Raw genomic sequence first — 22,222 nt, 5'->3', positions numbered from 1 at the left:
CTCACGCACTCTCCTCGACGGTTGTGGCGGTCGCGGCGGCCGTGTCCGCCACGGGTATGCCGAAGTTCGGGGTGCCGTCCGGGTTCCAGCCGAGCTTCTGGACGCGGGTGTGGCGGTTGGGGTCGTTCAGCGGATCGCCGACGATCTCCTTGTACTGGCGGGCGTGATAGACGAGGACGTCGCTGCGGCCGTCCTCGGCGACGGTGAAGCAGTTGTGGCCGGGGCCGTACTGCTCGGTCGTGTCGTTGCTGGTGAAGACCGGGGTGGGGGACTTCGACCAGTTGGCCGGGTCCATCAGGTCGGCGTCGGCGTCGGCGGTCAGCATGCCTACGCAGTAGTGGTGGTCGGTCGCGGAGGCCGAGTAGGTCAGGAAGATCCGGCCGTTGCGCTTGAGGGCGTACGGGCCCTCGTTGACTTTGAAGCCGATGCACTCCCAGTCCAGCTCGGGTGTGGACAGCCGCACTTGAGGTCCCGACAGGGTCCACGGGTTCGCCATCTCGGACAGGAAGAGACCGGTGTTGCTGTCCAGCCCCGGTTCGTGCTGCGCCCAGCAGAGGTAGCGGGAGCCGCGGTGGGTGAAGGTGGTGGCGTCGAGGGAGAAGGTCTCCCAGGCGGTCCTGATCCGGCCCTTCTCGACCCAGGTGCCCTTGAAGGGGTTGGGGTGGGAGTTCTCCAGGACCCAGATCCGGATCTGCCACACGTCCTCGGCGGGCGCGGCGGCGAAGTAGACGTACCACTTGCCGCCGATGCGGTGCAGCTCCGGCGCCCAGATGTGCGCGCCCATGTCTCCGGTGGGGTGGGCCCGCCAGATGACCGATTCGGCGGCCGCGGACAGGCCGTTCAGGGTGCGGGAGCGGCGCAGGACGATGCGGTCGTACTCGGGGGCGGTGGCCGTGAAGTAGTAGAAGCCGTCGGTGTGGCGGTTGATGTGGGGGTCGGCGCGCTGCCGGACGAGGGGGTTCACGTAGGGGGCCGCCTTCGGGGGTACGGCGTGGGCGACACCGGGGAGGGCAGAGGCTGCGGTCAGGGCTCCGGCGGCTGCGGCGCCTTTCAACAGCAGTCTGCGGCTGGGGACTTGGGGAGCAGAGGGCACATGGGGCAGATCGCGATCGCGGCTCATGCGGGGGGACCTCTCGGGGAATGTCCGGACGTTCGAGATAACGAACAGGATCTGTCATTACGAACGACTGAAAGGTAAGGGTGTGTTACCAGGAGGTCAACGAGTCCGGCGCGACGAAGAGAAGGGCCAGGTTTCTGTTATCGGATGCCAGCTCCGCCCGTCCCCGATCACGTGCGCAGCCATACCCACAGGACAGCAGCGGCCGTCGGTGCCCTGGCGGGCGCCGCCGCCCTGACCGTTGTCGCTCCCCCGGCGCTCGCCGCCGGCCGGGACGTCACCGCCGACGTCCTCTCCGACCGGTACGTGACGCTCAGCGGCGACACGGTCGTCACCGTGGCGTCGGGACCGGCGCCGCGGTTCGGGCGCGGCCGCGGCCGCCGGCGGGGCGGGCGGCACACGGCGTAGGGAGCGGGGGCTCGAGGGGCGCCGAGAGTCGTCCCACCTGCTGGTCCCCCGCCCCACCTCGACTACCGTCGTCATCATGACCAGCACCATCACCCTCGCCGAAGCCCTCACCGCCGGGACCGTCGTGCTCGACGGCGGGATGTCCAACCAACTCGAGGCCGCCGGGCACGACCTGAGCGACGAGCTGTGGTCGGCGCGACTGCTCGCGGAGCGGCCCGAGGCAATCACCGAGGCGCATCTCGCCTACTTCGAGGCGGGCGCGGACGTCGCGATCACGTCGAGCTACCAAGCGACCTTCGAGGGGTTCGCGAAGCGCGGGATCTCGGAGGGCCGGGCGGCCGAACTGCTCGGTCTGAGCGTGGAGTTGGCCCGGGAGGCGGCCCGGCGGGCGCGGGGCAAGGGTGTCACGCGGCCGCTGTGGGTGGCCGCGTCGGTCGGGCCGTACGGGGCGATGCTGGCGGACGGCTCCGAGTACCGGGGGCGGTACGGGCTGAGCGTCGACGAGCTGGAACGCTTCCACCGGCCCCGCCTCGAGGTGCTGGCCGGGACGCGGCCCGACGTACTGGCGCTGGAGACGGTCCCGGACGCCGACGAGGCGCAGGCGCTGCTGCGGGCGGTGCGAGGGCTCGGTGTACCGGCCTGGCTGTCGTACTCCGTCGCCGGTGACCGCACCCGCGCCGGGCAGCCGCTGGAGGAGGCCTTCGCCCTGGCCGCCGACGCCGACGAGGTGATCGCGGTCGGCGTGAACTGCTGCGCGCCGCAGGATGTCGAGGGAGCCGTCGAGATCGCCGCGCGCGTCACCGGCAAGCCGGTCGTGGTCTACCCGAACAGCGGCGAGGCCTGGGACGCGGAGGCCCGGGCCTGGTCCGGCGAGGCCGGCTTCGTCTCCGAGCAGGTCGAGGCCTGGCGGGCATCGGGCGCACGGCTGATCGGCGGGTGCTGCCGGGTCGGCCCGGAGGGGATCGGCGCCATCGCCCGGACTCTGTCGGCGGCGCGGTAGCGGAGCGCGCGCCCGACTCGGGCCTCGCGGCGGTAGCCACGGTCGGAGGGGGCGCCGACCGACGGTCACGGATCGTTGACGCACGGCCCGACGCTTGAGGCGGGGACGCCAACGCCCCGACACGGCACACCCCGAAGCCTCGACAGGGCATGCCCGACGCCCCACGCGGGGCCACCAACGCCCCGACTCGACACACCCCAAAGCCCCGCCACGGCACGCCCGACTCCAGACGGCCCACAGCCCGACACCCGACACCCGACACGGGGACGCTAACCCCCTGACGCAGGACACCCCAGCGCCCGACGTGTCATCGCCCGAAGCCCGCCCCCAGGTCGGCGAACCGGGCCCCGCCGGGTCGCGCTCCCGCCCTGGACTGCCCGGGCTCTACGCCTTCCCACCCCGGCTGGACGCGCGCGGATGGTGGCCCGGTGGTCCGCGCCGGAGCGATCCGCCCGGCCCCGGTCAGGGGCACGCCCTCACTCAGCCGGAGCCGACGCCGACGCGTCCCCCGGCGCCGGGAGCAGAGCCGGCCCCGGGGAGGCAGGGCCGGGCGGCGTGGCCGTGGTGTCAGTGGCGGCGTACCGCGCCGGGCAGGCGGAGCCGGCGTACGACCGATCGCATCTCCGTGCCGCGCGGGGGCGGCGCACCGTCGGCAAGGGCCGACGTGGGCAGGGCCTCGGGCGGGGCGGCCGTGGCCCACAGGGCGAGCTCGGGATCGCGGGGGCCGAACGCGGTGTGGGTCTCACCGTCGCCGAAGATCCGCACCGGGTGCGAGTCGTCCCAGGTCTGCCACCCCGGGTCGCCCTCCACCGCGAACCGCACCCACGTGCGGTGCATCTCGTCAGCCAGCTCCTGCGGCGCTCCCTCGCCGGCCAGCTTGCGGGACTCGGGAACGCCCCCGGTGTCGAAGACGAAGCCGAGCTCCAGGGCGTGGCAGGCGCCGAGACCGGGGAGGGTGGAGGGCCAGGCGAACTCGTACACGTACGACGATCCGGGGCGGGCGTCGGCCAGGCGGTGCAGGGGCCCGCGCAGCAGGTGGTCGGTGACCATCTGGCCGACGATCTCGGCGGTGCCGGCCTCCGGGTGCAGGGCGCGGTAGCCGCGGGGCACGTCGGCGCCGACGTGGCAGCGGGCCATGGCACCGGCCAGGGCGACCGCGCCGAGCCGGTCCACGCGCTCGAAGAGCCCGCCGGGCACCAGCCACAGCCGGTACTCGTCGCGGGTCCAGCCCAGCATGAGGTCGACGCCTGAGGCGGCGTCACCCTCCGTGAGCGCCTCCAGGGGGTCCTGGGGGACGATGTCGCCGTCGACGACGATCCCGAAGGCGGGCCCGCCCACGACGGGGCTGCTGAGCCGACTCACGTCGGCCTGGGTGCGCAGGAGCAGCTCTCGGTCGACGTCGGCGAAGGCCGCGGCGGTGGCCGGGATCTTCAGCCGGGTGGCCATACGGCGCACCATCCGCCGTACCTTGTCCCGCTCGGCGGCCTCGGGCGGCCCGCTCTGCAGGATCGCCCGCCGGACCAGGCCCTGGGCCTGCGGGGCGGCGAGCAGCGCACCGATGCTGATCGCGCCGGCGGACTGGCCGAACAGGGTGATACGGCCGGGGTCGCCGCCGAACGCCTCTATCGAGGCGTGCACCCACTCCAGGGCGGCCAGCTGGTCGCGCAGGCCGGGGTTGGCGGGGGCGTCCGGAAAGTAGCCGTAGCCCTCGACGCCCAGTCGGTAGTTGACGGACACGAGGACGACGCCGTCGCGGGCGAAGGGCCGGCCGTCGTACACGGGCACGCCCGAGGAGCCGCGGGTCAGGGCGCCGCCGTGCAGCCACACCATGACGGGGAGCCGGGCCGCCGGGCCCGGCTCGGGGGTCCAGACGTTGAGGTTGAGGCAGTCGTCGCCGGGCACGACGGGGTCGGACAGGTACTGCGCGAAGGCCTCGGAGTACGGCGGCTTGGGCGGCGTCGGCCCGAAGTCCGCGGCCTCGCGCACACCGTCCCAGGGATCCGGCGGCACGGGCGGCCGAAACCGGTGCGGGCCGAACGGCGGCGCCGCGTAGGGGATGCCCCGGAACACCGCGACGCCTTGTTCGTACCGGCCCCGTACGGCACCGTAGGGCGTGCTCACCACGGGATCTGCCTGGACTGCCGTCATACGTCCACCAGCCTCCTCACCGCGCTCGTGCACCGCGAAGATCAGAGCAACTCATTGTGGCCCGATATTCCGGCGAACGAGCGGTTGTGAGGGCTATTCGGCGTACCCGGCCGCTTGGCGTACATCAGGGTGCCGAAGCCGAGCGTGCCGAAGCCGAGCGTGCCGAAGCCGCCGCTGTCGGATCCGTGGTCACCGCCGCCGCCCTCCGGGCCGACCGAGGAGCACATCATGCCTCCCCAGTCCGTGAGGGGGTCAGCTGCGGGTGATGCTCACCTCGTCGAACTCGGTGCTGGAGCGGTCCAGTTCGCCGCCCCGAGCCAGGGCGGAGCTTCGCTCCTCAATCTCACCGATTGACCCGTCCAACGACCAGATCTACGGTAGAAGGCGCTTTCTGACACGTTTTCCGTTCAGCGTCGCCAGTGTCTCGACTCAGTACTCAACTCGGCGCCTCAGGAGAGTCATGCCCAGCCCGCATCCCTTGAGGGCCGTGTTCGCGATGGATCCGGTGCACCTCCCCCTGCTGTTCCCGCCGCCGCTCATGGCCCGGCTGCGGCAGGCGGCCGAGCTCGACCCCACGTTCGTCGTACGGGACTTCACCGACCCGGCAGCGGCCGGGGTCCTCTCCCGGACCGAGGTGCTCATCACCGGCTGGGGCTGCCCCCGCCTCGGCACCGACGTCCTCACCGCCGCGCCCGAACTGCGCGCGGTACTGCACGCCGCAGGCTCGGTCCGCTCGCTGGTCGGCGACGCGCTGTGGAAGGCCGGTGTCACCGTCTCCAGCGCGGTGACCGGCAACGCCCTGCCGGTCGCGGAGTACACGCTGGCGATGATCCTGCTCACAGGGAAGGACGCCTTCGGTCACCGGGAACGTTTTCGCAGCACCCACTCCTACCCGACGCATCGCGAGACCGCCGCGACCGGCAACGTCGGCCGCAGGGTCGGCGTCATCGGGGCGTCGCGGGTCGGCAGACGCCTGCTGGAGCTGCTGCGGCCGTTCGACTTCACGGTGCTGCTGCACGATCCGTACGTCAGCGCCACCGAGGCCGCCGAACTGGGCGCCGAACTGGTGTCGCTGGACAAGCTCCTGCGGCGCAGCGACATCGTCAGCCTGCATGCGCCGGACATCCCCGAGACGTACCGGATGCTCGACGGGGAGCGGCTGAGCCTGATCCGGGACGGGGGCGTACTGATCAACACCTCGCGGGGGGCGCTGGTCGATCCCGTGGCGCTCACGGACGAGCTTGTCTCCGGGCGGCTGCACGCGGTGCTCGACGTGACCGAACCGGAGCCGCTGCCTGCCGGGTCGCCGCTGTATCACCTGCCCAATGTCTTCCTGACCCCTCATATCGCCGGGTCGCTCGGGAACGAGCTGGAGCGGCTCGGGCGGATCGTGGTGGAGGAGTTGGAGCGGGTGGTGGGGGGCGGGGGGTTGGTGCATGAAGTTCGGGAGGGTGATTTGGGGCGGGTGGCTTGAGGGTGCGGGCGGTGCGGCGGCCCGGTCCTGCAGCTGAGCTGCCGATTGTCCGGCTCGTCGCCTACGGGGTGACTCAGCCGGTGTCGTCGGCCCGGTGAGGTCGGTGGGCGCTTGTCCGGCGTTGAGCGAGTGCCCACCCACCTGAAACATGCCCGGCGTCGGGCCGCACTCGGTGTTTCTGGTCGACTCGGCGTTCACGGCCGACTTCAGGATTCCGTCTCACCTGCTGGGGACGCCCGGCGCGTTCGGAGTTTCGAAAGCCGCGGTCCGTGCAGTCCTTGGAACTCCGGCCTCTTTCGGACTCATCGCGGCGAACCTAGGGTAGGAAGCGCTTACTGTTTCCGCGCTGGTCGAAACTTTTCAGGGCCCTCGGGCGGGCCGGAGAGGTGGTTCCCGATGGTCCGTACGGGCGGTGCGAGCGTGGCGGCCGGTCCTACCCTGGCGGTCGTCGCCCGTGAGGCCGGGGTGTCGGTGCCGACCGCGTCCAAGGTGGTCAACGGCCGGGAGGACGTGGCCCCCGAGACCCGCCGCCGGGTCACCGAGGCCCTGGACCGGCTCGGCTATGTCCGCAGACCGCGCTTCGACGCGGCGAAGACGCCCGGGCTGGTCGACCTCGTCGTGCACTCCCTGGACAGCTCCTGGTCGGGCGCGGTGCTGCACGGGGTGGAGGCGGCGGCCCACGACGCGGGGCTGGAGGTGGTGGTCTCGGCCGGGCTGACCCGGACGCGGGGCGGCCGTCCGGAGCGCGGCTGGCTGGACAAGCTCATCGCGCGCGGCTCGTCGGGGGTGCTGTTCAACCTGGCCGAGCTGACGGCGTCGCAGTACGCGTGGCTGGAGCAGCACCGCGTCCCGTTCGTGATGATCGACCCGGTGCTGGATCCGCCGCCGGGCGTGGTGTCGGTGGGCGCGGCGAACTGGCACGGCGGCGTCCTCGCCACCGAGCATCTGCTGGCACTGGGCCATGAGCGGATCGCCGTGATCGCCGGTCACCAGCGCAAGATGTGCAGCACGGCACGGGTGGCCGGCTACCGCTCGGCGCTCGCCTCGGCCGGGGTGCGGCACCGTCCCGAGTATGTCCGGCACGCGGGCTTCGACGAGGGTCTCGCCCGCCGCCGGATGCTGGAACTCCTCGACCTGCCCGAGCCGCCGACAGCCGTCTTCGTCTGCTCGGACCGGATGACCCTGGGTGTCTACGAGGCGCTGACCGAACGCGGGTTGAGCGTGCCCGACGCCATGAGTGTCGTCGGCTTCGACGATCTGCCGGAGGCCCGCTGGCTCGCCCCGGCCCTCACGACGATCCGCCAGCCCCTGTCGGAGATGGCGGCGACGGCGTTGCACCTGCTCGTGCGGATGATGGACGGCGAACGGCCGGAGAGCACGCGCACGGAGCTGTCGACACGGCTGGTGGAGCGGGCGAGCACGGCGGGGCCGCGGGGAACGTCCCGCTGAGTCCTTCACCTGGTTGGCCGGGCAGGCCCCCACAACGGGTGCTGGGGGTGCCCGGGGCCGCTAACGTCGAAGGGCAGGTCGAACAGCTCAGGATCGTCCAGAAGGAGCGTGGTCGGTGTGGCCCGGAACCGCCGTCTGATCCTGAGCTCCCCGTCGAAGGTCTGGAGCCTGCTGTCCGACGGCCGTCGCTACGGGGAGTGGGTGTCGGGAACCCAGCAGGTCCGCGCCGCCGATCCGCACTGGCCCGCTGTGGGCGCCCGTCTGCAGGTCCGGGTCGGCGTCGGCCCCGCGGTCCTGGACGACACGTGCGTCGTACGGATCTGCGAACCGGAACGCCGTCTGGAGCTGGAGGCGAAGGCCGACCCCTTCGGTGCGGCACGCATCGCCATGCAGTTGATCCCGTGGGGCGAGAACACCCTCTTCATCCTCGACTGGCATGCCTTGCGGGGCCCCGGCGTCCGTATGCACGGGCTCCCCGTCGACTATCTCGTCCGGATCCGCAACGGAATGATGCTGACGAAACTCGCCCGGATCGCGGTGCAAGAGGCGGACGACAGGACCGTTGACGCCCACGTGCACTGAGCGGTTCTCCGGTGCTGTGCCTACCTTGATCGCGTTGGACCGACAGGGTGGTTGATGCGCCCCCCGGCCCGTCCGCCCTGGTGGCGACGTTGATCATTGCTAGCTTCGCGAGCTGTCCGAGGGTCCCGGGGCATCGAGCCGAGGCGGGGCCATGACGATGAGCTGAGGCGAGAGTCGAGAGTGACGGGTATGAGCGAAGAGCCGGACAGGCAGACAGTTGCCCCGTTCAGGCGCAGGAGTTTCCTGGCGTCGGCCGCGCTGGCGAGTGGCACCCCGGCCGCGGTCGCGGTCGCCGGTCCCGCGCAGGCTGCCGCGCCCCCGGCAGGCGGTGCGCTCGCGGCGCCCGCCCTCGGGTCCGTGGCACGGCTGCTGGCCGTTCCCCAGGAAGGCCGCGGAGTCGACTGGATCAGGTCGGCCCTTCAGGTCGCCGTCGCACTGGAACTCGCCACCATCCCGCCCTACTTCTGCGGCTTGTGGTCCGTCAAGGACCGTCGCAGTGAGGTTGCGCGACTGATCCAGCGCATCGTCGGCGACGAGATGTACCACCTCGGCATCACCTGCAATCTGCTCGCTGCCGTGGGCGCAAGACCGCAGATCAAGGCGGCCGCACCCGTCTTCCCGGGCCCGCTGCCCGGCGGTGTCCGTGCCGGAGTGCACGTCTACCTGTCGGGCCTCACCAAGGCCTACGTGCGCGATGTGATGATGGCGATCGAGGCCCCCGAGGAATCGCTCGTCCGGAGCGTGCAGGCCTCCCCCACCGTCGGCGAGTTCTACGAGGGGCTGCTGAACGCGTTCCGGACGGTGCGGCCGGAACTGTCGGTGCAGGGACAGCTGTCCCAGTACGTCTTCGCCGACGATCTGTCTCCGATCGCGAACCTCGACCACGTCGTGCAGGCCATCCGGATCATCATGGAGCAGGGCGAGGGCACCACCAGTTCCCCGTCCGCCTCCTTCGAGGACGACCACCCCGCGCACTACTACGCCTTCGGCGAGATCTACCACGGCCGGGAACTGCGCCGGACCGAGGACGGCTGGCGGTATGTCGGCGCGCCCGTGCCCTTCCCCGACGTGCGCCCCATGGCCCCGATCCCGGTCGGCGGCTGGCCCAGCCCGCCGGCCCAGGTCCGCCGGCTCCTGCACCAGTTCGACGCCACCTACAGCACCGTGCTGGACACTCTCGACGCGGCCTGGGCCGGCGGCGGCCAGCGCACCCTGGGCGCGGCCATCCACGCCATGCACGGCCTGGAGAGGCCCGCCGTGGAGCTGATGGAGACCCGCAACCCCTACGTCCCCGGCACCTACGGCCCCCAGTTCCGCGCGCTCCGCAGGCGGCTCCCGGCATCGTGACCCCGTGACGGCAGCCGTGCACGGCGGGCCCCGGCGCGAGAGGACCGCGCCGGGGCCCGTCCGCATCGGCCCGGGCGGCGTCCCGGACCGCGCTGAGGCGCCGGACCGCTTGCTCTAGCGAAGTCCCGCCGCCCACTCGATCCCGCCCAGGAGGTGGGCCCGGAAGCCGGGGTTCACATAGGCCTCGGGCGCGTGGCCGAGCGCCGTGTAGAAGACGCGTCCGGCTGCCTGCTCACGGCACCACACCAGGGGATGGTCCCCACCCATGCCGCCTCCGTCGTACGACGACTCGTCGGCGCCGGCCAACACCCGTACCCTGCCTCGGGGGTTGGTGCGGAAGTCGTACCACTCGTCGACGAAGTCCCATACGGCGGGCAGGTGCCGGGTGGCCGGGTGCTCGCGGTCCTCGACGACCGCCTTGCCCGGCTGGTACTCGGGGTGCCGGTCGAACCACGTGCCCAACAGCTCGCCGTAGTAAGGCCAGTCGTACTCGGTGCAGGCAGCCGCGTGCACGCCGACGAAGCCGCCGCCCGCGTCGACGTACGCGGCGAGCCGCTCGCGCCCGGCGGGGGTGAGCACCTCGCCGCTGGTGGAGAGGAAGACGACCGCTGCGTAACCGTCGAGGGGCTGCTCGAAGGCCGTGGGGTCCTCCGTGTGGTCGACTGCGAAGTCGCCGACGGTGCGTACGGCCTCGACGCCGGCCGGGATCGAGGCGTGCCGGTAGGCGGTGGTGCGGGTGTAGACGAGCAGTCGCACGGACATACGGTCGAGCGTAGCGGCCCAACCGCCCGGGATACCGGGCTGCTTCAGCCCCTCGCGCACTCCCGTCCCGGAAACGTCGGGCCCATGGCGCATGACCGGACTGCCGCCGGGAGTTCCGTATCTGCCGTGCCGAGCGTCCGGTGCGGGTGGCCCCGACGGGCCCGAGCCGCCGCGCCCTTCCGACGTGGACGAGTACGGCCCCATGAAGATCCATCAGACGCTGCCGGAGGACGGCAGCGTCATCCACGACGAGTGACCCTCACCCTCCTCCCGACGCACAGGTGTTCCATATCGCGCGCTGCTCTGCGTAGCCTCGGCTGCGATGAACGCCATTCCCGCGCTCCTTGACCATCTCGTCCTCGCGACGCCCGACCTGTCCGCCACGGTCGCCGACTTCGCCCGCCGCACCGGTGTGACGCCCGCCCCGGGCGGCGTGCATGTCGGGCTCGGCACCCGCAACTACCTGGTGTCGCTGGGCGGCATGAGCTACCTGGAGATCATCGGCCCGGACCCCGAGCAGTCCGCGCCCGGCGATCCCCGCCCCTTCGAGGTCGACGGGCTCACCGCCCCGCGCACGGTCACCTGGGCGATCAGCCCGCCCGACCTGGACGCCGCCATCGCCGCCGCCCGGGGCCGGGGCTACGATCCCGGCCCGGCGCAGCCCATGAGCCGCCGCAGACCCGACGGCACCCTCCTGGAGTGGCGGCTCACCGACGGCGACGACGCCCACCCCTCCGGCCTCGTGCCCTTCCTCATCGACTGGAGCGCCACGGTCCACCCCACCGCCTCGGACCTGCCCACCACTCCTCTGCTGTCCCTGTCCGCGAGCGCGCCCGAGCCGGACGAGATCCGGCCCCTGCTGGCGGCCCTCGGCACGGACCTCGACCTCACGACGGGCCCGGTTGGGATCACCTTCACCGTGGAGACGCTCATGGGACCGGTGACCTTCGACTGACTCCCCCCGCCACCGATCGCGTCTCGGCTACGAAGGCAGATTGAGAGCACCCGCCAAGCGCCGTTTCGCCCGGTGGACCTGGCTGCGGACCATGGCCTCGCTCACTCCCAGCAGACCTGCCGTCCTGCTGGTCGAATAGCCCAGGACGTACTTCATGACGATGACGTCGAACTGCCTGGGCGGAAGGTCCGCGATGGCCGAGTAGAGTCCGAGCGACTCCTCGAAAGTGGAGAACCGTTCACGGGCTGCCGCCATCGCGGCCCCCACCGGATCCAGTCCCGACACCCGGCTGGGTGGGGACACTCGGCGCCGCACCTCCGCCCAGACCTCCGACTCCATACGCTCGGAGGCCAGATAGGACGACCATTTGCCGAGGATCGTGACCCACGCGGCGTCCACCGCTTCCTCGGCGAGGTGGCGGTCGCCGTAGACCAGCTCGGCATAGGCCATGTAGGCGGGGTGGTACATCTCGTAGAAGGCCTGGAAGTCCACGGGGATCGCTATCGACGGCCCCACCGGTAGGTGTGCTGTCTCCGGTACGCCCGGGCGTTCGTCGGTCTCCTTCCGCCCGTCGGCATCACCGCCGCGCTCTCCGGGTCCCCGATCCACCTCGGATTCCGCTTCCCCTTCCCCTTCCGCTTCCGCTCCGGCTTCCGCTTCCGCTTCCGGTGACTGCGGGTGCTCTTGAGGAGGCTCCCCCCTTCCCGACCCGGAGTCGCCAGTCTCATGCTGTGACTGCTCCCCCAGATGAACGCGGAGCTCCGCCATCTCGTGCTGCAGCACATCGAGTTGCAGCCGCAGGCCCCGGTTCTCGTTGAGTACGGACTGCAACGCAGCCCGCCAGTCGGTGTGTTCGTGCCAGTCCTCCCGCTCGTGTGCCCCGTCACGGCGCGGGATCAAGGCGTCCAGTGCCGCCTTGACGCGGGCGGCCCGTGTCTGTTCGTCCTCTGAGCAGACGTAGGCGACCGCCTCGATGAACTCCCGCGTGGGACTGACTCCGGCCAGTCGATCCCCGATCGTCGAGCGGGCCGGAATCCTGCCGCCGGGAAAGTCTTCCGGGGTGAATCCTTGCCGGAGCGTGTCAAGGTCCACGCCGGCCTCGTCCATCCAGGCGCGCATGAGCCCGGCAACGGCGTTGCACTCGGCGGACCGGCCCCGCAACGGCCCCCACGGACGGGTCTTCCTCCCCGTGCGCTCCTGCGCCAGGGCAGGAGCGCAAGACGCTGGAAGGGAGAGCGTCACCTCTGATGCCGTTGCGACGAGTCGTCCGCGGTGATCTCGGACTCTCCGACCGGCGGCCGGATCCGCGGCACCCCGGGCGGTCCGTCGCGGAACCCGGCTGCTTCCTCCCGTAGCGGGTCTCCGGCGCGGATCGCGGTCGCCCCCGTGGTCATCGCCGTCACCCCGATCGCGACCACGGCAAGCGGAGTGCCCACGTAGGCGGAGGCATCCGCGACCGGCACCCCGATGATCAGCAGCGCGACCCACACGGCCAGGGAGGCCCCGGACAGCACCGCCAACAGGACGAGGATGCGACGTCGGGTGAGGTGTGGTCTCGGCACGGTCGTTTCCCATCGTGTGCGGCATCGACGAACTGCGTGAAGCCGTTGGCGCGGGCCGCTGGGCTTCGGGGGCAACAGCCTGCCGGTGGCGCTGCGTCGGCCTCAACCGAATCCGAGTTGTCCGGCGGACAAGCCCCGGTGATCCCGGACAACTCCCGAAGCACACTCACCCAGCTCCTACCCGGGGCGCACTGCGGTCGCAGGGTGTCCGATTCCTTCAAGACCGGCCGGCTCCGGCGTGCCTACGGTGACCGCATGACTCCACGATTCGATGCCATCGGCCTGGTCGTCTCCGACATGGCCGCCTCTGTCACCTTCTACCGCCGCCTCGGGTTCGCGTTCCCCGCGGGCGCCGAGGACGAGCCGCACGCCGAGGCCGAACTGCCGGGCGGGCTGCGGCTGCTGCTCGACACCGAGGAGACGGTGCGGTCCTTCCTCCCGCAGTGGCAGCCACCTACCGGCGGCGGCCGCCACTCGCTCGCCCTGCGGTGCGATGACCCGGCGGACGTCGACGCGGTGTACGAGGACCTGGTGGGCGCCGGCTACCACGGCGAGCTCAAGCCGTGGGACGCCTTCTGGGGCCAGCGGTACGCCTCCGTCCATGACCCGGACGGCGACGGCGTCGACCTCTTCGCGCCGCTAGCCGCCCCTGCGGCCGAGTAGCTCACCGAGCGGCAGGCCCGCCAACTCCTTGACGTCCCGCGCCAGATGAGCCTGATCGGCGTATCCCGCCCGGACGGCCGCATCCGCGAAGGCGACGCCGTCCCGCGCCAGTGCGAGCGCGCGCTGCAGCCGCAGGATCCGGGCCAGCGTCTTGGGGCCGTACCCGAAGGCGGTGAGGCAACGGCGGTGCAACTGGCGGGCGCTCAGGTGCAGTTGATCGGCGGTGGCGGAGACGGGGTGACCCGAGTCGAGGGCGGTGACGACCCGCCGTAGCAGCGGGTCCGGCCGCTCCGCGTCGGCGGCACGCTCCAGCGCCACGTCTTCGAGCGCGGTCACCGTGTCGACCGAGGCCTCGATACGGCCACACAGCCGTCGTACGTCCGAGGCCGGCCACAGATCGGCGAGGTCGACACGTCGGTCACGCAATTCGTGCGCGGGCACGCCGAGAAAGCCGGGTGCGGTCCCCGGGTAGAACCGCACGCCCGCCCAGGCGCTCGGCTCCCCTTCGGTGACGTAAGCACGGGTGTCGGGTCCGGCGACGAGCAGCCGCCCGTCGTTCCAGAGCAGGTCCATGCACCCGTCGGGCAGCACCCGCCCCGCACCGGGCTCGCCGGGGGTGTTCGTCCACACCACGGCACCAGGCAGCCTGGACGCCCGCTCCGCGTACATAGGGGCGAGGCTACGCCGCACCGCCTTCAGGGGCGCGGGGAACTGCGCGACCGGCCACGATGCAGCCGCAGCTCGCAGACAACGCGGCCCCCTGCGGCGAAGCCCGCCCTACCCCACCACGACCCGCCCCCGATGCTCCTGCGGACTCACCCCGTAGACCCTCTTGAACGCGCTCGACAGAGCAAACGCACTCCCGTACCCGACCCGCCGCGCAATCGCGTCCAGCGTGTCGTCGGTGTCGCGCAGCGCATCCGCCGCAAGCGCGAGCCGCCATCCCGTGAGGTACGTCATCGGCGGCTCCCCCACCAGCTCGGTGAAGCGCCGGGCCAGCGCGGCCCGCGACACCCCCGCCTTCGTGGCCAGGGTGGCGACCGTCCAGGGGTGCGCGGGGTCGTCCTGGACGAGCCGCAGCACGCGGCCGACCACGGGGTCGGCGAGGGCCGCGTACCAGGCCGGTGCCGCCGCCTCGGGACGGGAGAACCAGGCCCGCAGCGCGGCGATGACCAGCAGGTCGAGCAGCCGGTCCAGGACGACCTCCTGGCCGGGTTCGTCGCGGACGATCTCCTCCATGAGGTACGGCGTGAGGGGGCAGTCCCACACGTCGGCGGTGAGGGCCAGCAGCGGCGGCAACGCGTTCAGCAGCCGCCCGCTGACCTCGCCCTGCCACAGATAGGTGCCGATCAGCATCACGGCCGAACCGTCGAGCCGGTCGCCCCAGGTGCGCACGCCGAGATCCATCGAGCCGCTGAGGGAGCGGCCGTCGGGGTAGCGGCACTCGGCGCCCGGCAGGATCAGGGCCTGGGGTGCGGTGCCGGGGTCGTCGGCGCAGACGTAGGGGTCCGGGCCGCGGGCGATGGCGAGGTCTCCGGGGCGCAGCCGGAGCCGCTCCCCCCGGTCCGGGATCACCCAGGCTTCGCCGCGGACCATGACCATGACGGTGAGCGGGGCGCGGTCCTCGACGCGGATGGCCCACGGCGGCTCGAAACACGCGCGGATCATGAAGGCGCCACGCGCGCGTGGGCCCTCCAGAAGGCCGGCGAGAGCGTCCATGGCCTCAGCGTAGACGTCCGCGCATGGGAATGAGCCGTTCGGCGATGGGCTGTTGGGGCGCGCGCCAGTTGACTTGAAGCATGACGCAGAACACAGCCGACAAGGCGAACACGCAGCGGATGACGGTAGTGGTGACCGGTGCATCGGGTCGTACCGGGAGCCGGGTGGCGGAGGCGGCGCGCGGGGCGGGGCTCACTGTGCGGGCCGCCTCCCGGGCGCAGGGCTTCGACTGGGAGAACCCGACGACGTGGGCTCAGACCCTGCGCGATGCGGACGCGGCGTATCTGATGTACCCGTCCGACGTCGGCTCCCCGGAGGCGGCCGAGGGCGTCGGAGCGCTCGCGCGGGAGGCGGTCGGGCTCGGCGTACGGCGGCTGGTGCTGCTGTCGGCGCGCGGTGAGGACCAGGCGCTGCCGACCGAGAAGGCGCTCAAGTCGTCCGGCGCGGACTGGACGATCGTACGGGCCGCGTGGTTCGCGCAGAACTTCAGCGAGGGGCCGCTGGTCGAGGGGATGATCCACGGGGAGCTGGTCTTCCCGGCGGGCGAGGTGAAGGAGCCGTTCATCGACGTGCGGGACATCGCGGACGTGGTGACGGCCGTGCTCACCTCGGGCGAGCGCCATGTGGGCCGGACGCTGGAGCTGACCGGGCCGCGGCTGCTGGCGTGGCGGGAGGCGGTCGCGGAGATCTCCGGGGTGACGGGCAGCACGATCACGTACACGCCGGTCCCGACGGCGGCCTACGGCGAGGCCCTGGCGGGTTTCGGAGTGCCGCCCGAGGACGTGGAGCTTTTGGTGGAGGTGTTCGAGACCCTCATGGACGGCCGCAACGCCCATGTGACGGACGACGTCCGCGAGGTCCTCGGCCGGGCGCCGCGGGACTTCACCGACTTCGTGCGGGAGGCCGCGGCGGCGGGGGCGTGGAAGGCCTGAAGCCCTGCCCTTCGGGCCTTTCGGTCCGGTCAGTCCTCCGGCTTGTGCGGCGGATGCGTGTGCGTGCTCTTCACGTGCGTGCGCAGCCGCGACGAGAGGTCCTCCGGCGGCAGGAAGCGGGACCAGCGCTCGGGGAACTCCGACGGCATGTCCGGGTCGTCGGGGTCCTGCTCCCGGCTCGCGGCGTGGCGGGCCACGTACTCGGCGACCTGGGCCTCGCGCATCCGCTCGTTCGCGGCGCGGGCCGCGGCCGTCGCGGCGGCCGGCCAGACCCGGTCGATCGCGGCGTTGACCGCGGCCCCGACGAGCACGGCGAACGCGGACACACCGATCCACAGCATGACGGCGACGGCGGCGGCCAGCGAGCCGTAGATCGACGCCCCCTCGATGGTGCTCGTCAGGTAGATGCGCAGCAGGAAGCTGCCCAGCACCCACATGCCGAGGGCGACCAGCGCGCCGGGCACGTCCTCGATCCAGGGTGAGCGCACCGGCACGGACACGTGGTACAGCGTCGTCAGGAACGCGATCGACAGGACGATCACGACCGGCCAGTACAGGACCTGCACCAAGGTTTCCGACCACGGCACGATCCGCACCACCGCGTCCGGCCCGGCCACCATCAGCGGCAGCGCCACCGAGCCGATCAGCAGCGCCGCGAGGAACAGCAGGAACGCCACCAGCCGGGTCTTGACGATGCCGCGGACGCCGTCGAGCCCGTACATCACGGTGATCGTGTCTATGAAGACGTTCACCGCGCGCGACCCCGACCACAGGGCGAACAGGAAGCCGACGGAGATCACGTCGGGGCGGCCGCCGTTCATCACGTCGTCCAGGATCGGCTGGGCGATCTGGCGCACGCCCTTGTCGGACAGGACGGTGCGGGAGGCCTCCAGGATGTTGGTCTCCAGGCTGGTGATGGTGTCGGTGCCGGTCCAGTCGTCGACGTAACCGAGGAGGCCGATGAGGCTGAGGAGGAGCGGCGGCACGGACAGCAGCGTGAAGAACGCCGCCTCGGCCGCGAGCCCCAGGATGCGGTACTCGATGCAGGAATTGACGGTGTCCTTGAGCAGCAGCCAGGCGGTCCTGCGCTTCGACACGTTCCGGTAAAGGGCACGCGCCCGATGGAGACGGCCGGAGGGCCGCTGGGGGGATTCACTTGCTGGCTGCACGACCTAAAGGTATCCGCCGTACGGGGGCGCACTCATCGCGGCGCCGGGTGCACGCCCTCGCCACCTGCCCGATCCTGCGCGCCGGTGCCGTGTCAGGGTGGATATCAGCGTTCTACGGAGGGGTAGGTTCACAGTCATGGCAGGCAGCACGCACACCGTGACCAACCAGGCCCCGCCCCTGGTCGGCTACGACGCCTACACCACCGATCAGGCCCTGAGCTCTGCCGTCGAACGCCATCTCGCCCCTGAGCTGCTGGACGAGGTCCAGGGCGAGCTGTCGGGGCTCGGCAAGTCCTGCGGATCGGCGCAGGCGCAGGAGTGGGGGGCGCTGGCCAACGAGAACCCGCCGACGCTGCGCACCCACGACCGCTACGGCCATCGCGTCGACGAGGTCGACTTCCACCCGTCCTGGCACCGGCTGCTCGGCAAGGGCGTGGCGGCGGGCCTGACCGCGGCCTGGGTGCGACCGGGCGGGCATGTGCGGCGGGCGGCCGCGTTCGTGCTGTGGACGCAGATCGAGGCCGGCAACTGCTGCCCGCTGTCCATGACCCACGCGGCGGTCCCGGCCCTGCGCACCGACCCCGACCTCGCCGCTGTGTGGGAACCACGGCTGACGTCCATGGTCTACGACCGTGAGCTGCGGCCGGCCCGGCTCAAGGCGGGTGCCCTGTTCGGGATGGGCATGACGGAGAAGCAGGGCGGCAGCGACGTACGGACCAACACGACGGCCGCGCGTCCCCTCCCCGACGGGGAGTCGTACGAGCTGACCGGGCACAAGTGGTTCTGCTCGGCACCCATGTCGGACGGGTTCCTCGTGCTGGCGCAGGCACCGGGCGGCCTCACCTGCCTTGTGGTGCCGCGTGTGCTGGAGGACGGCACCCGCAACGTATTCCGCATCCAGCGGCTCAAGGACAAGCTGGGCAACCGCTCGAACGCCTCCAGCGAGGTGGAGTTCGACGGGACGTGGGCGCGCCGGGTGGGTGAGGAGGGGCTCGGGGTGCGCACCATCATCGAGATGGTGGCCGCGACCAGGCTCGACTGTGTGCTGGGCTCGGCGGGGCTGATGCGGCAGGCGGTCGCGCAGGCGATCCACCACTGCACGCACCGCGAGGCGTTCGGCGGGAAGCTCGTCGACAAGCCGCTCATGCGCAATGTCCTGGCCGACCTGGCCCTCGAGTCCGAGGCGGCGACCACCCTCGCACTGCGGCTCGCGGCCGCGTACGACGACGGCGGCGAGCAGGAGCGGGCGCTGCTGCGGATCGCCGTGCCGGCCGCCAAGTACTGGGTGACCAAGCGGTGTACGCCGCTGACCGTCGAGGCGTCCGAGTGCCTGGGCGGCAACGGGTACGTCGAGGAGTCGGGGATGCCCCGGCTGGTGCGGGAGTCGCCGCTGAACTCGATCTGGGAGGGGGCGGGCAACGTCCAGGCGCTGGACGTGCTGCGGGCGTTGCAGCGGGAGCCCGCGGCGTTCAACGCCTATCTCCAGGAGGTCGGCAAGGCGCGCGGCGCCGATCACCGGCTGGACGCGGCGATCAAGGGCCTGCTGACCGAACTGGCCGATCTCGAGGGCATCGAGGCCCGCGCGCGGCGCCTGACGGAGCGGCTCGCGCTGGTGCTCCAGGGCTCCCTGCTGGTCCGTTACGCACCCCCCGAGGTCGCCGACGCGTTCTGCGCCTCACGGTTGGGCGGCGACGGAGGTGCGGCCTTCGGGACGCTGCCACACACCCTGGACCTGGCGTCGATCGTGGACCGCGCACGGCCGACGTCCTGAGGGGCTCAGCAATCCGGCCAAGGCTGCGGACACCCACCAAGGGGCGCGGGGAACTGCGCGCTCAGCCACAAACCGGCCCGCACACGCCCGCGCACACCTGGAGGCACACCCCGTCGCGACCCTGCCGAACCGTCGGAGACAGGGGTGGTGCTGCGCCGACACGGCACCACCCCTGCGCTTGGCCCGTTCGAGGCCACGAACGCCGCTCGGGACGGCGTTGCTCAAGTCTCAATCAGGCCAGAGCGGTCCACCAGGGTTGCAAGGGGTTGCAACTTGTTGGCGACTGTGTGCGGAGTGTGTCCCTCCGCGAGCGTCGGGCGGCACTATGAGACACACAGTCAAAACGTGGACGAGTCGAACCGGGAGGGACCCTTGGCGCTCTCGCCGACGGACGTGACACAGCTGGCCGTCGTGGACTCCGGGCGGGCCGCGCGGGTGCTCAGCGAGGTCCGCGCGGCCACGCTCGCCGGACAGCGCGCGCCCGTCGCGCCGCGCCCGGTGATCGAGCAGTCCTGGGACCGTATGCTGCGCAGCGGTGTCGATCCGGACCACGACGCCCGGTCCGGGCTGCTGTCCCGCGAGGAGGTGCAGCGGCGCCGGGAGACCACCGCGCTCAAGCATGTCCTGCCGGTGCTGCGCGAGGGTCTGCTGGCGGTCGCGGACGTCGCCCACCACATCATGGTCGTCGCCGACGACGAGGGCCGGGTGCTGTGGCGGGAGGGCAACGCCTCCGTGCTGCGCAAGGCCGACAGCCTCGGGTTCGAACTCGGCGCCGACTGGCGGGAGAGCGTCGTCGGGACGAACGGGGTGGGCACGCCCGCGGTGGCGCGCCGGCCCGTACAGGTCTTCGCCTCCGAGCACTTCCAGCGCTCCCAGACCTCCTGGACCTGCACCGGCGCCCCGATCACGGATCCACGCGACGGCCGGCTGATCGGCGTGGTGGACGTCAGTGGCCCGCTGGAGACCATGCATCCGGCCACGCTCGCCTGGGTCGACTCGGTGGCCAAGCTCGCCGAGGCCCGGCTGCGGGAGTTGCATCTGACCTCGCTGGAGCGGTTGCGCGCGGTGGCGGCGCCGGTGCTGGCGCGGCTGCCCGGGCGGGCTCTGGTGGTGGACCGGGACGGCTGGACCGCCGCGGTGAGCGGGATGCCGTACGCGAACCGGATCGCGCTGCCCAAGTCCCTGTCGCCGGGCCGACGGTGGCTGCCGCCGCTCGGTCTGTGCTCGGTGGAGCCGTTGGCCGGCGGCTGGCTGCTGCGGGCCTCCGACGAGCCGGTGCCGCCCGGGGCGACGCGGATCGCGCTGGACCTGACGCAGCCGCGCCGTTGGTCGGTGACGGTGTCCGGCAGCGCCGGCTCCTGGAGCCATGAACTGAGCCCCCGGCACGCCGAGTTGCTCTATCTGCTGGCCGTGCACCGGGCCGGCCGCAGCGCGGCGGGGCTGGCGGAGGACGTGTTCGGCGACCCGGGCCGTACGGTGACGGTGCGCGCCGAGATGTCGCGGGTACGGCGCTATCTCGGGGGCTTTCTGGAGCACCGGCCGTACCGCTTCCGTGAGGGCGCCGAGGTCGAGGTGCTGCTGCCGGACGAGCCGCGCGATCTGCTGCCGTATTCGACGGCGCCGGCGGTGGTGCGGGGCCGGATCTCGGCCGATCTGCCCTGACTGGCGTGTGTCTTCCGCATATTTACGGGGTCTTAGTCCGCAAGCGTGCCCAACTGCCGTAGCATCCCTGTACGGGCCGCCCCACCTGCTCCTTTGGTCAACGCACAGACCAATGGCCGCAGTTGGCCCGCCTCGGGAGGTTTGATGAAGCACCGCGGCAGACACCGTCGACGCAAGCAGGGCCGTGCGCTGCGCGGGTTCCTCGCCGGCACCGCCCTCGCGCTCACCGCAGCCGCCACGATGATCAGCGCCTCGCAGGCCACGGTCGGCGACAACCCCGGGGCGCTGGAGCCTCTCACCAGGGCCGCCGACACCCGCGCGCTCCGCCTCCAGGAGCAGCTGGTGCCGCAGGCCACCCTCGACGAACTCGCCGCCGGGATGGGCGAGCCGGTCGGTGTCCGTGCCGTTCTGGAGACCGCCGACCGCAGCCTGCGCCCCGCGGACGGCTGTACCGCCGACCGGCGCACCGCCCTGCCGGTCGCGCCGACGGCCACGCGCGCGTACTGCTGGGACGCCGCCGACACCCGCGCCTGGCAAGCGGGGGCGGTCACCACCTCCGGGGACGCCGACGACGACGGCTGGTGGAACGACAACCGGGTGCTGCTCTCCGGCTGGAGTCAGGGCACCGCCGACCGGGGCCTCGCCCGGGTCGCCTTCGTCGACGCGAACGACCTGGCCCGCCTGAGGTACGCATCGGCCCTCCTCGTCGTCCCGGTGGACGGTGGCCGCGACTACCGCGCGCTGAGCTCCCGCCTCTCCGGGATGGTCTGGTACCAGGACAAGCTGCTGGTCACGGCCGCCGACGGGCTGTACGTGTACGACATGAACCGCGTCCAGCGCACCACGGTCGACAGCGCCGCGGTGGGCCGCGTGGACGAGGGCTGGTCGGCCCACGGCTACCGCTTCGTCCTGCCGGCCGTCGGCTCGTACCGACTGACCGGCGGGAACGCCGCCCCGCGCCTGGGCGGCATCTCCCTGGACCGCAGCACGGCGCCGGACAGCCTGGTGGCGAGCGAGTGGACCGCCGCCGACAGCGACCGGCCCGCCCGCCTGTGGCGCTACGACTTCAGCAAGGACCCGGCCCGCCCCGGCCTGCCGGCCGTCGACGCCACCGGAGCAGTGCGCACGGTCGAGGCGTACCGGACGGAGGCCTCCGGCATCGAAGGGGTCCTGTCACACCGGGCGTCCGGAGCGGACCGCACCGACTGGTACCTGGGGCGCGCCCCGGCCCCCACGGACCGCCACGGCAGCCTCTGGCGCCAGGACACCGACGGAGCGGAGGCAACTCGCTGCGGCTCGGAGAAGGCCCCCCGGTGCTGGGGCGCCCAGGCCGGTCCCCTGTCCTACTGGGAGGCCACGGGCGACGTCTGGTCCCAGTCGGGCCGGATGCTGTTCGCGCTGCCGCTGGAGTCGATCGACGAGGCACTGGGGTAGCCGTCCGGCACGGGCGGCCCGCGTGGACGCCGATCGACAGACCTTGCACCCAAATGATTCCCTGGCCG

At 72.1% G+C, this 22,222-nt stretch carries 21 protein-coding genes and 1 pseudogene; 13 read left to right on the top strand and 9 right to left on the bottom strand.

Annotated elements, in window-relative coordinates:
* Position 1 precedes the first annotated feature (1 nt).
* A complete protein-coding gene (locus ACFY5C_RS23455; RefSeq protein WP_389447104.1) occupies positions 2–1,120 on the bottom strand; it encodes a family 43 glycosylhydrolase in 1,119 nt (372 codons plus the stop codon).
* 144 nt (positions 1,121–1,264) lie between these two features.
* Here ACFY5C_RS23455 and ACFY5C_RS23450 point away from each other — a divergent pair, with 144 nt between their 5' ends.
* Together ACFY5C_RS23450 and mmuM are read left to right on the top strand one after the other, a co-directional pair.
* Positions 1,265–1,525, top strand: coding sequence for a hypothetical protein (locus tag ACFY5C_RS23450; protein ID WP_389447102.1), 261 nt, complete (start codon positions 1,265–1,267; stop codon positions 1,523–1,525).
* A 76-nt stretch (positions 1,526–1,601) separates the two neighbouring features.
* Positions 1,602–2,525, top strand: a complete 924-nt coding sequence (gene mmuM, locus ACFY5C_RS23445) for a homocysteine S-methyltransferase (RefSeq protein WP_389447100.1) — start codon at positions 1,602–1,604, stop codon at positions 2,523–2,525.
* A 567-nt stretch (positions 2,526–3,092) separates the two neighbouring features.
* Here mmuM and ACFY5C_RS23440 read toward each other — a convergent pair.
* Positions 3,093–4,673 (bottom strand): carboxylesterase/lipase family protein, encoded by a 1,581-nt coding sequence (locus ACFY5C_RS23440; protein WP_389447098.1) that lies wholly within the window; start codon positions 4,671–4,673, stop codon positions 3,093–3,095.
* Positions 4,674–4,714: 41 nt separating this feature from the next.
* A complete protein-coding gene (locus ACFY5C_RS23435; RefSeq protein WP_389447096.1) occupies positions 4,715–4,903 on the bottom strand; it encodes a hypothetical protein in 189 nt (62 codons plus the stop codon).
* Between the two features lie 230 nt (positions 4,904–5,133).
* Here ACFY5C_RS23435 and ACFY5C_RS23430 point away from each other — a divergent pair, with 230 nt between their 5' ends.
* The 4 genes from ACFY5C_RS23430 to ACFY5C_RS23415 all read left to right on the top strand — a co-directional run bounded on the left by ACFY5C_RS23430 (position 5,134) and on the right by ACFY5C_RS23415 (position 9,525).
* Entirely contained in the window at positions 5,134–6,147 is a 1,014-nt protein-coding gene (locus ACFY5C_RS23430; protein ID WP_389447094.1) for a hydroxyacid dehydrogenase, read from the top strand.
* 396 nt (positions 6,148–6,543) lie between these two features.
* Positions 6,544–7,596, top strand: a complete 1,053-nt coding sequence (locus tag ACFY5C_RS23425; RefSeq protein ID WP_389447092.1) for a LacI family DNA-binding transcriptional regulator — start codon at positions 6,544–6,546, stop codon at positions 7,594–7,596.
* Between the two features lie 117 nt (positions 7,597–7,713).
* Positions 7,714–8,178, top strand: coding sequence for an SRPBCC family protein (locus ACFY5C_RS23420; RefSeq protein ID WP_389447090.1), 465 nt, complete (start codon positions 7,714–7,716; stop codon positions 8,176–8,178).
* Between the two features lie 189 nt (positions 8,179–8,367).
* Entirely contained in the window at positions 8,368–9,525 is a 1,158-nt protein-coding gene (locus ACFY5C_RS23415) for a ferritin-like protein (protein ID WP_389447089.1), read from the top strand.
* A gap of 114 nt (positions 9,526–9,639) precedes the next feature.
* Here the strand turns inward: ACFY5C_RS23415 and ACFY5C_RS23410 are convergent, their stop codons facing one another.
* Positions 9,640–10,287, bottom strand: coding sequence for a ThuA domain-containing protein (locus ACFY5C_RS23410; RefSeq protein ID WP_389447088.1), 648 nt, complete (start codon positions 10,285–10,287; stop codon positions 9,640–9,642).
* Between the two features lie 107 nt (positions 10,288–10,394).
* On the opposite strand from ACFY5C_RS23410, the pseudogene ACFY5C_RS23405 reads away from it, so the two are divergent.
* Together ACFY5C_RS23405 and ACFY5C_RS23400 are read left to right on the top strand one after the other, a co-directional pair.
* Positions 10,395–10,543, top strand: a pseudogene (locus tag ACFY5C_RS23405) (DUF5954 family protein); the annotation flags it as partial.
* 66 nt (positions 10,544–10,609) lie between these two features.
* A complete protein-coding gene (locus tag ACFY5C_RS23400; RefSeq protein ID WP_389447087.1) occupies positions 10,610–11,242 on the top strand; it encodes a VOC family protein in 633 nt (210 codons plus the stop codon).
* Positions 11,243–11,269: 27 nt separating this feature from the next.
* On the opposite strand, the gene ACFY5C_RS23395 is transcribed toward ACFY5C_RS23400, so the two are convergent.
* Both ACFY5C_RS23395 and ACFY5C_RS23390 read right to left on the bottom strand, forming a co-directional pair.
* On the bottom strand, positions 11,270–12,361 hold the full coding sequence (locus tag ACFY5C_RS23395; protein WP_389447086.1) for a sigma-70 family RNA polymerase sigma factor: 1,092 nt from the start codon (positions 12,359–12,361) through the stop codon (positions 11,270–11,272).
* Positions 12,362–12,480: 119 nt separating this feature from the next.
* A complete protein-coding gene (locus ACFY5C_RS23390) occupies positions 12,481–12,804 on the bottom strand; it encodes a hypothetical protein (protein WP_389447085.1) in 324 nt (107 codons plus the stop codon).
* A gap of 255 nt (positions 12,805–13,059) precedes the next feature.
* Between ACFY5C_RS23390 and ACFY5C_RS23385 the strand changes: the two genes are divergently transcribed.
* Positions 13,060–13,467, top strand: a complete 408-nt coding sequence (locus tag ACFY5C_RS23385) for a VOC family protein (protein WP_389447084.1) — start codon at positions 13,060–13,062, stop codon at positions 13,465–13,467.
* On the opposite strand, the gene ACFY5C_RS23380 is transcribed toward ACFY5C_RS23385, so the two are convergent.
* Together ACFY5C_RS23380 and ACFY5C_RS23375 are read right to left on the bottom strand one after the other, a co-directional pair.
* On the bottom strand, positions 13,444–14,136 hold the full coding sequence (locus tag ACFY5C_RS23380; protein WP_389447083.1) for a helix-turn-helix domain-containing protein: 693 nt from the start codon (positions 14,134–14,136) through the stop codon (positions 13,444–13,446). The two genes, ACFY5C_RS23385 and ACFY5C_RS23380, sit on opposite strands and share 24 nt — an antisense overlap.
* 108 nt (positions 14,137–14,244) lie before the next feature.
* The gene (locus ACFY5C_RS23375) at positions 14,245–15,186 is read right to left on the bottom strand and encodes an AraC family transcriptional regulator (protein WP_389447082.1); all 942 of its coding nucleotides are present in this window, start codon (positions 15,184–15,186) and stop codon (positions 14,245–14,247) included.
* Between the two features lie 80 nt (positions 15,187–15,266).
* Between ACFY5C_RS23375 and ACFY5C_RS23370 the strand changes: the two genes are divergently transcribed.
* A complete protein-coding gene (locus ACFY5C_RS23370; RefSeq protein WP_389447081.1) occupies positions 15,267–16,118 on the top strand; it encodes an NAD(P)H-binding protein in 852 nt (283 codons plus the stop codon).
* A 29-nt stretch (positions 16,119–16,147) separates the two neighbouring features.
* Here ACFY5C_RS23370 and ACFY5C_RS23365 read toward each other — a convergent pair whose 3' ends face one another.
* The gene (locus ACFY5C_RS23365; RefSeq protein WP_389447080.1) at positions 16,148–17,287 is read right to left on the bottom strand and encodes a YihY/virulence factor BrkB family protein; all 1,140 of its coding nucleotides are present in this window, start codon (positions 17,285–17,287) and stop codon (positions 16,148–16,150) included.
* A gap of 136 nt (positions 17,288–17,423) precedes the next feature.
* On the opposite strand from ACFY5C_RS23365, the gene ACFY5C_RS23360 reads away from it, so the two are divergent.
* From ACFY5C_RS23360 to ACFY5C_RS23350, 3 genes are all read left to right on the top strand, one after another.
* Entirely contained in the window at positions 17,424–19,058 is a 1,635-nt protein-coding gene (locus ACFY5C_RS23360) for an acyl-CoA dehydrogenase family protein (RefSeq protein ID WP_389447079.1), read from the top strand.
* Positions 19,059–19,430: 372 nt separating this feature from the next.
* Positions 19,431–20,720: a GAF domain-containing protein gene (locus ACFY5C_RS23355; RefSeq protein WP_389447216.1), complete on the top strand. Its 1,290-nt coding sequence runs from the start codon at positions 19,431–19,433 to the stop codon at positions 20,718–20,720.
* A gap of 144 nt (positions 20,721–20,864) precedes the next feature.
* Complete coding sequence (locus ACFY5C_RS23350) at positions 20,865–22,154, top strand: hypothetical protein (protein WP_389447077.1); 1,290 nt, start codon at positions 20,865–20,867, stop codon at positions 22,152–22,154.
* Positions 22,155–22,222 lie beyond the last annotated feature (68 nt).

The sequence above is a fragment of the Streptomyces sp. NPDC012935 genome (assembly GCF_042900345.1).
In the GTDB taxonomy this organism is placed as follows: Bacteria; Actinomycetota; Actinomycetes; order Streptomycetales; family Streptomycetaceae; genus Streptomyces.
Note: the sequence above shows the minus strand (reverse complement) of the source record. Positions and strands in the feature narration are given on the sequence as shown.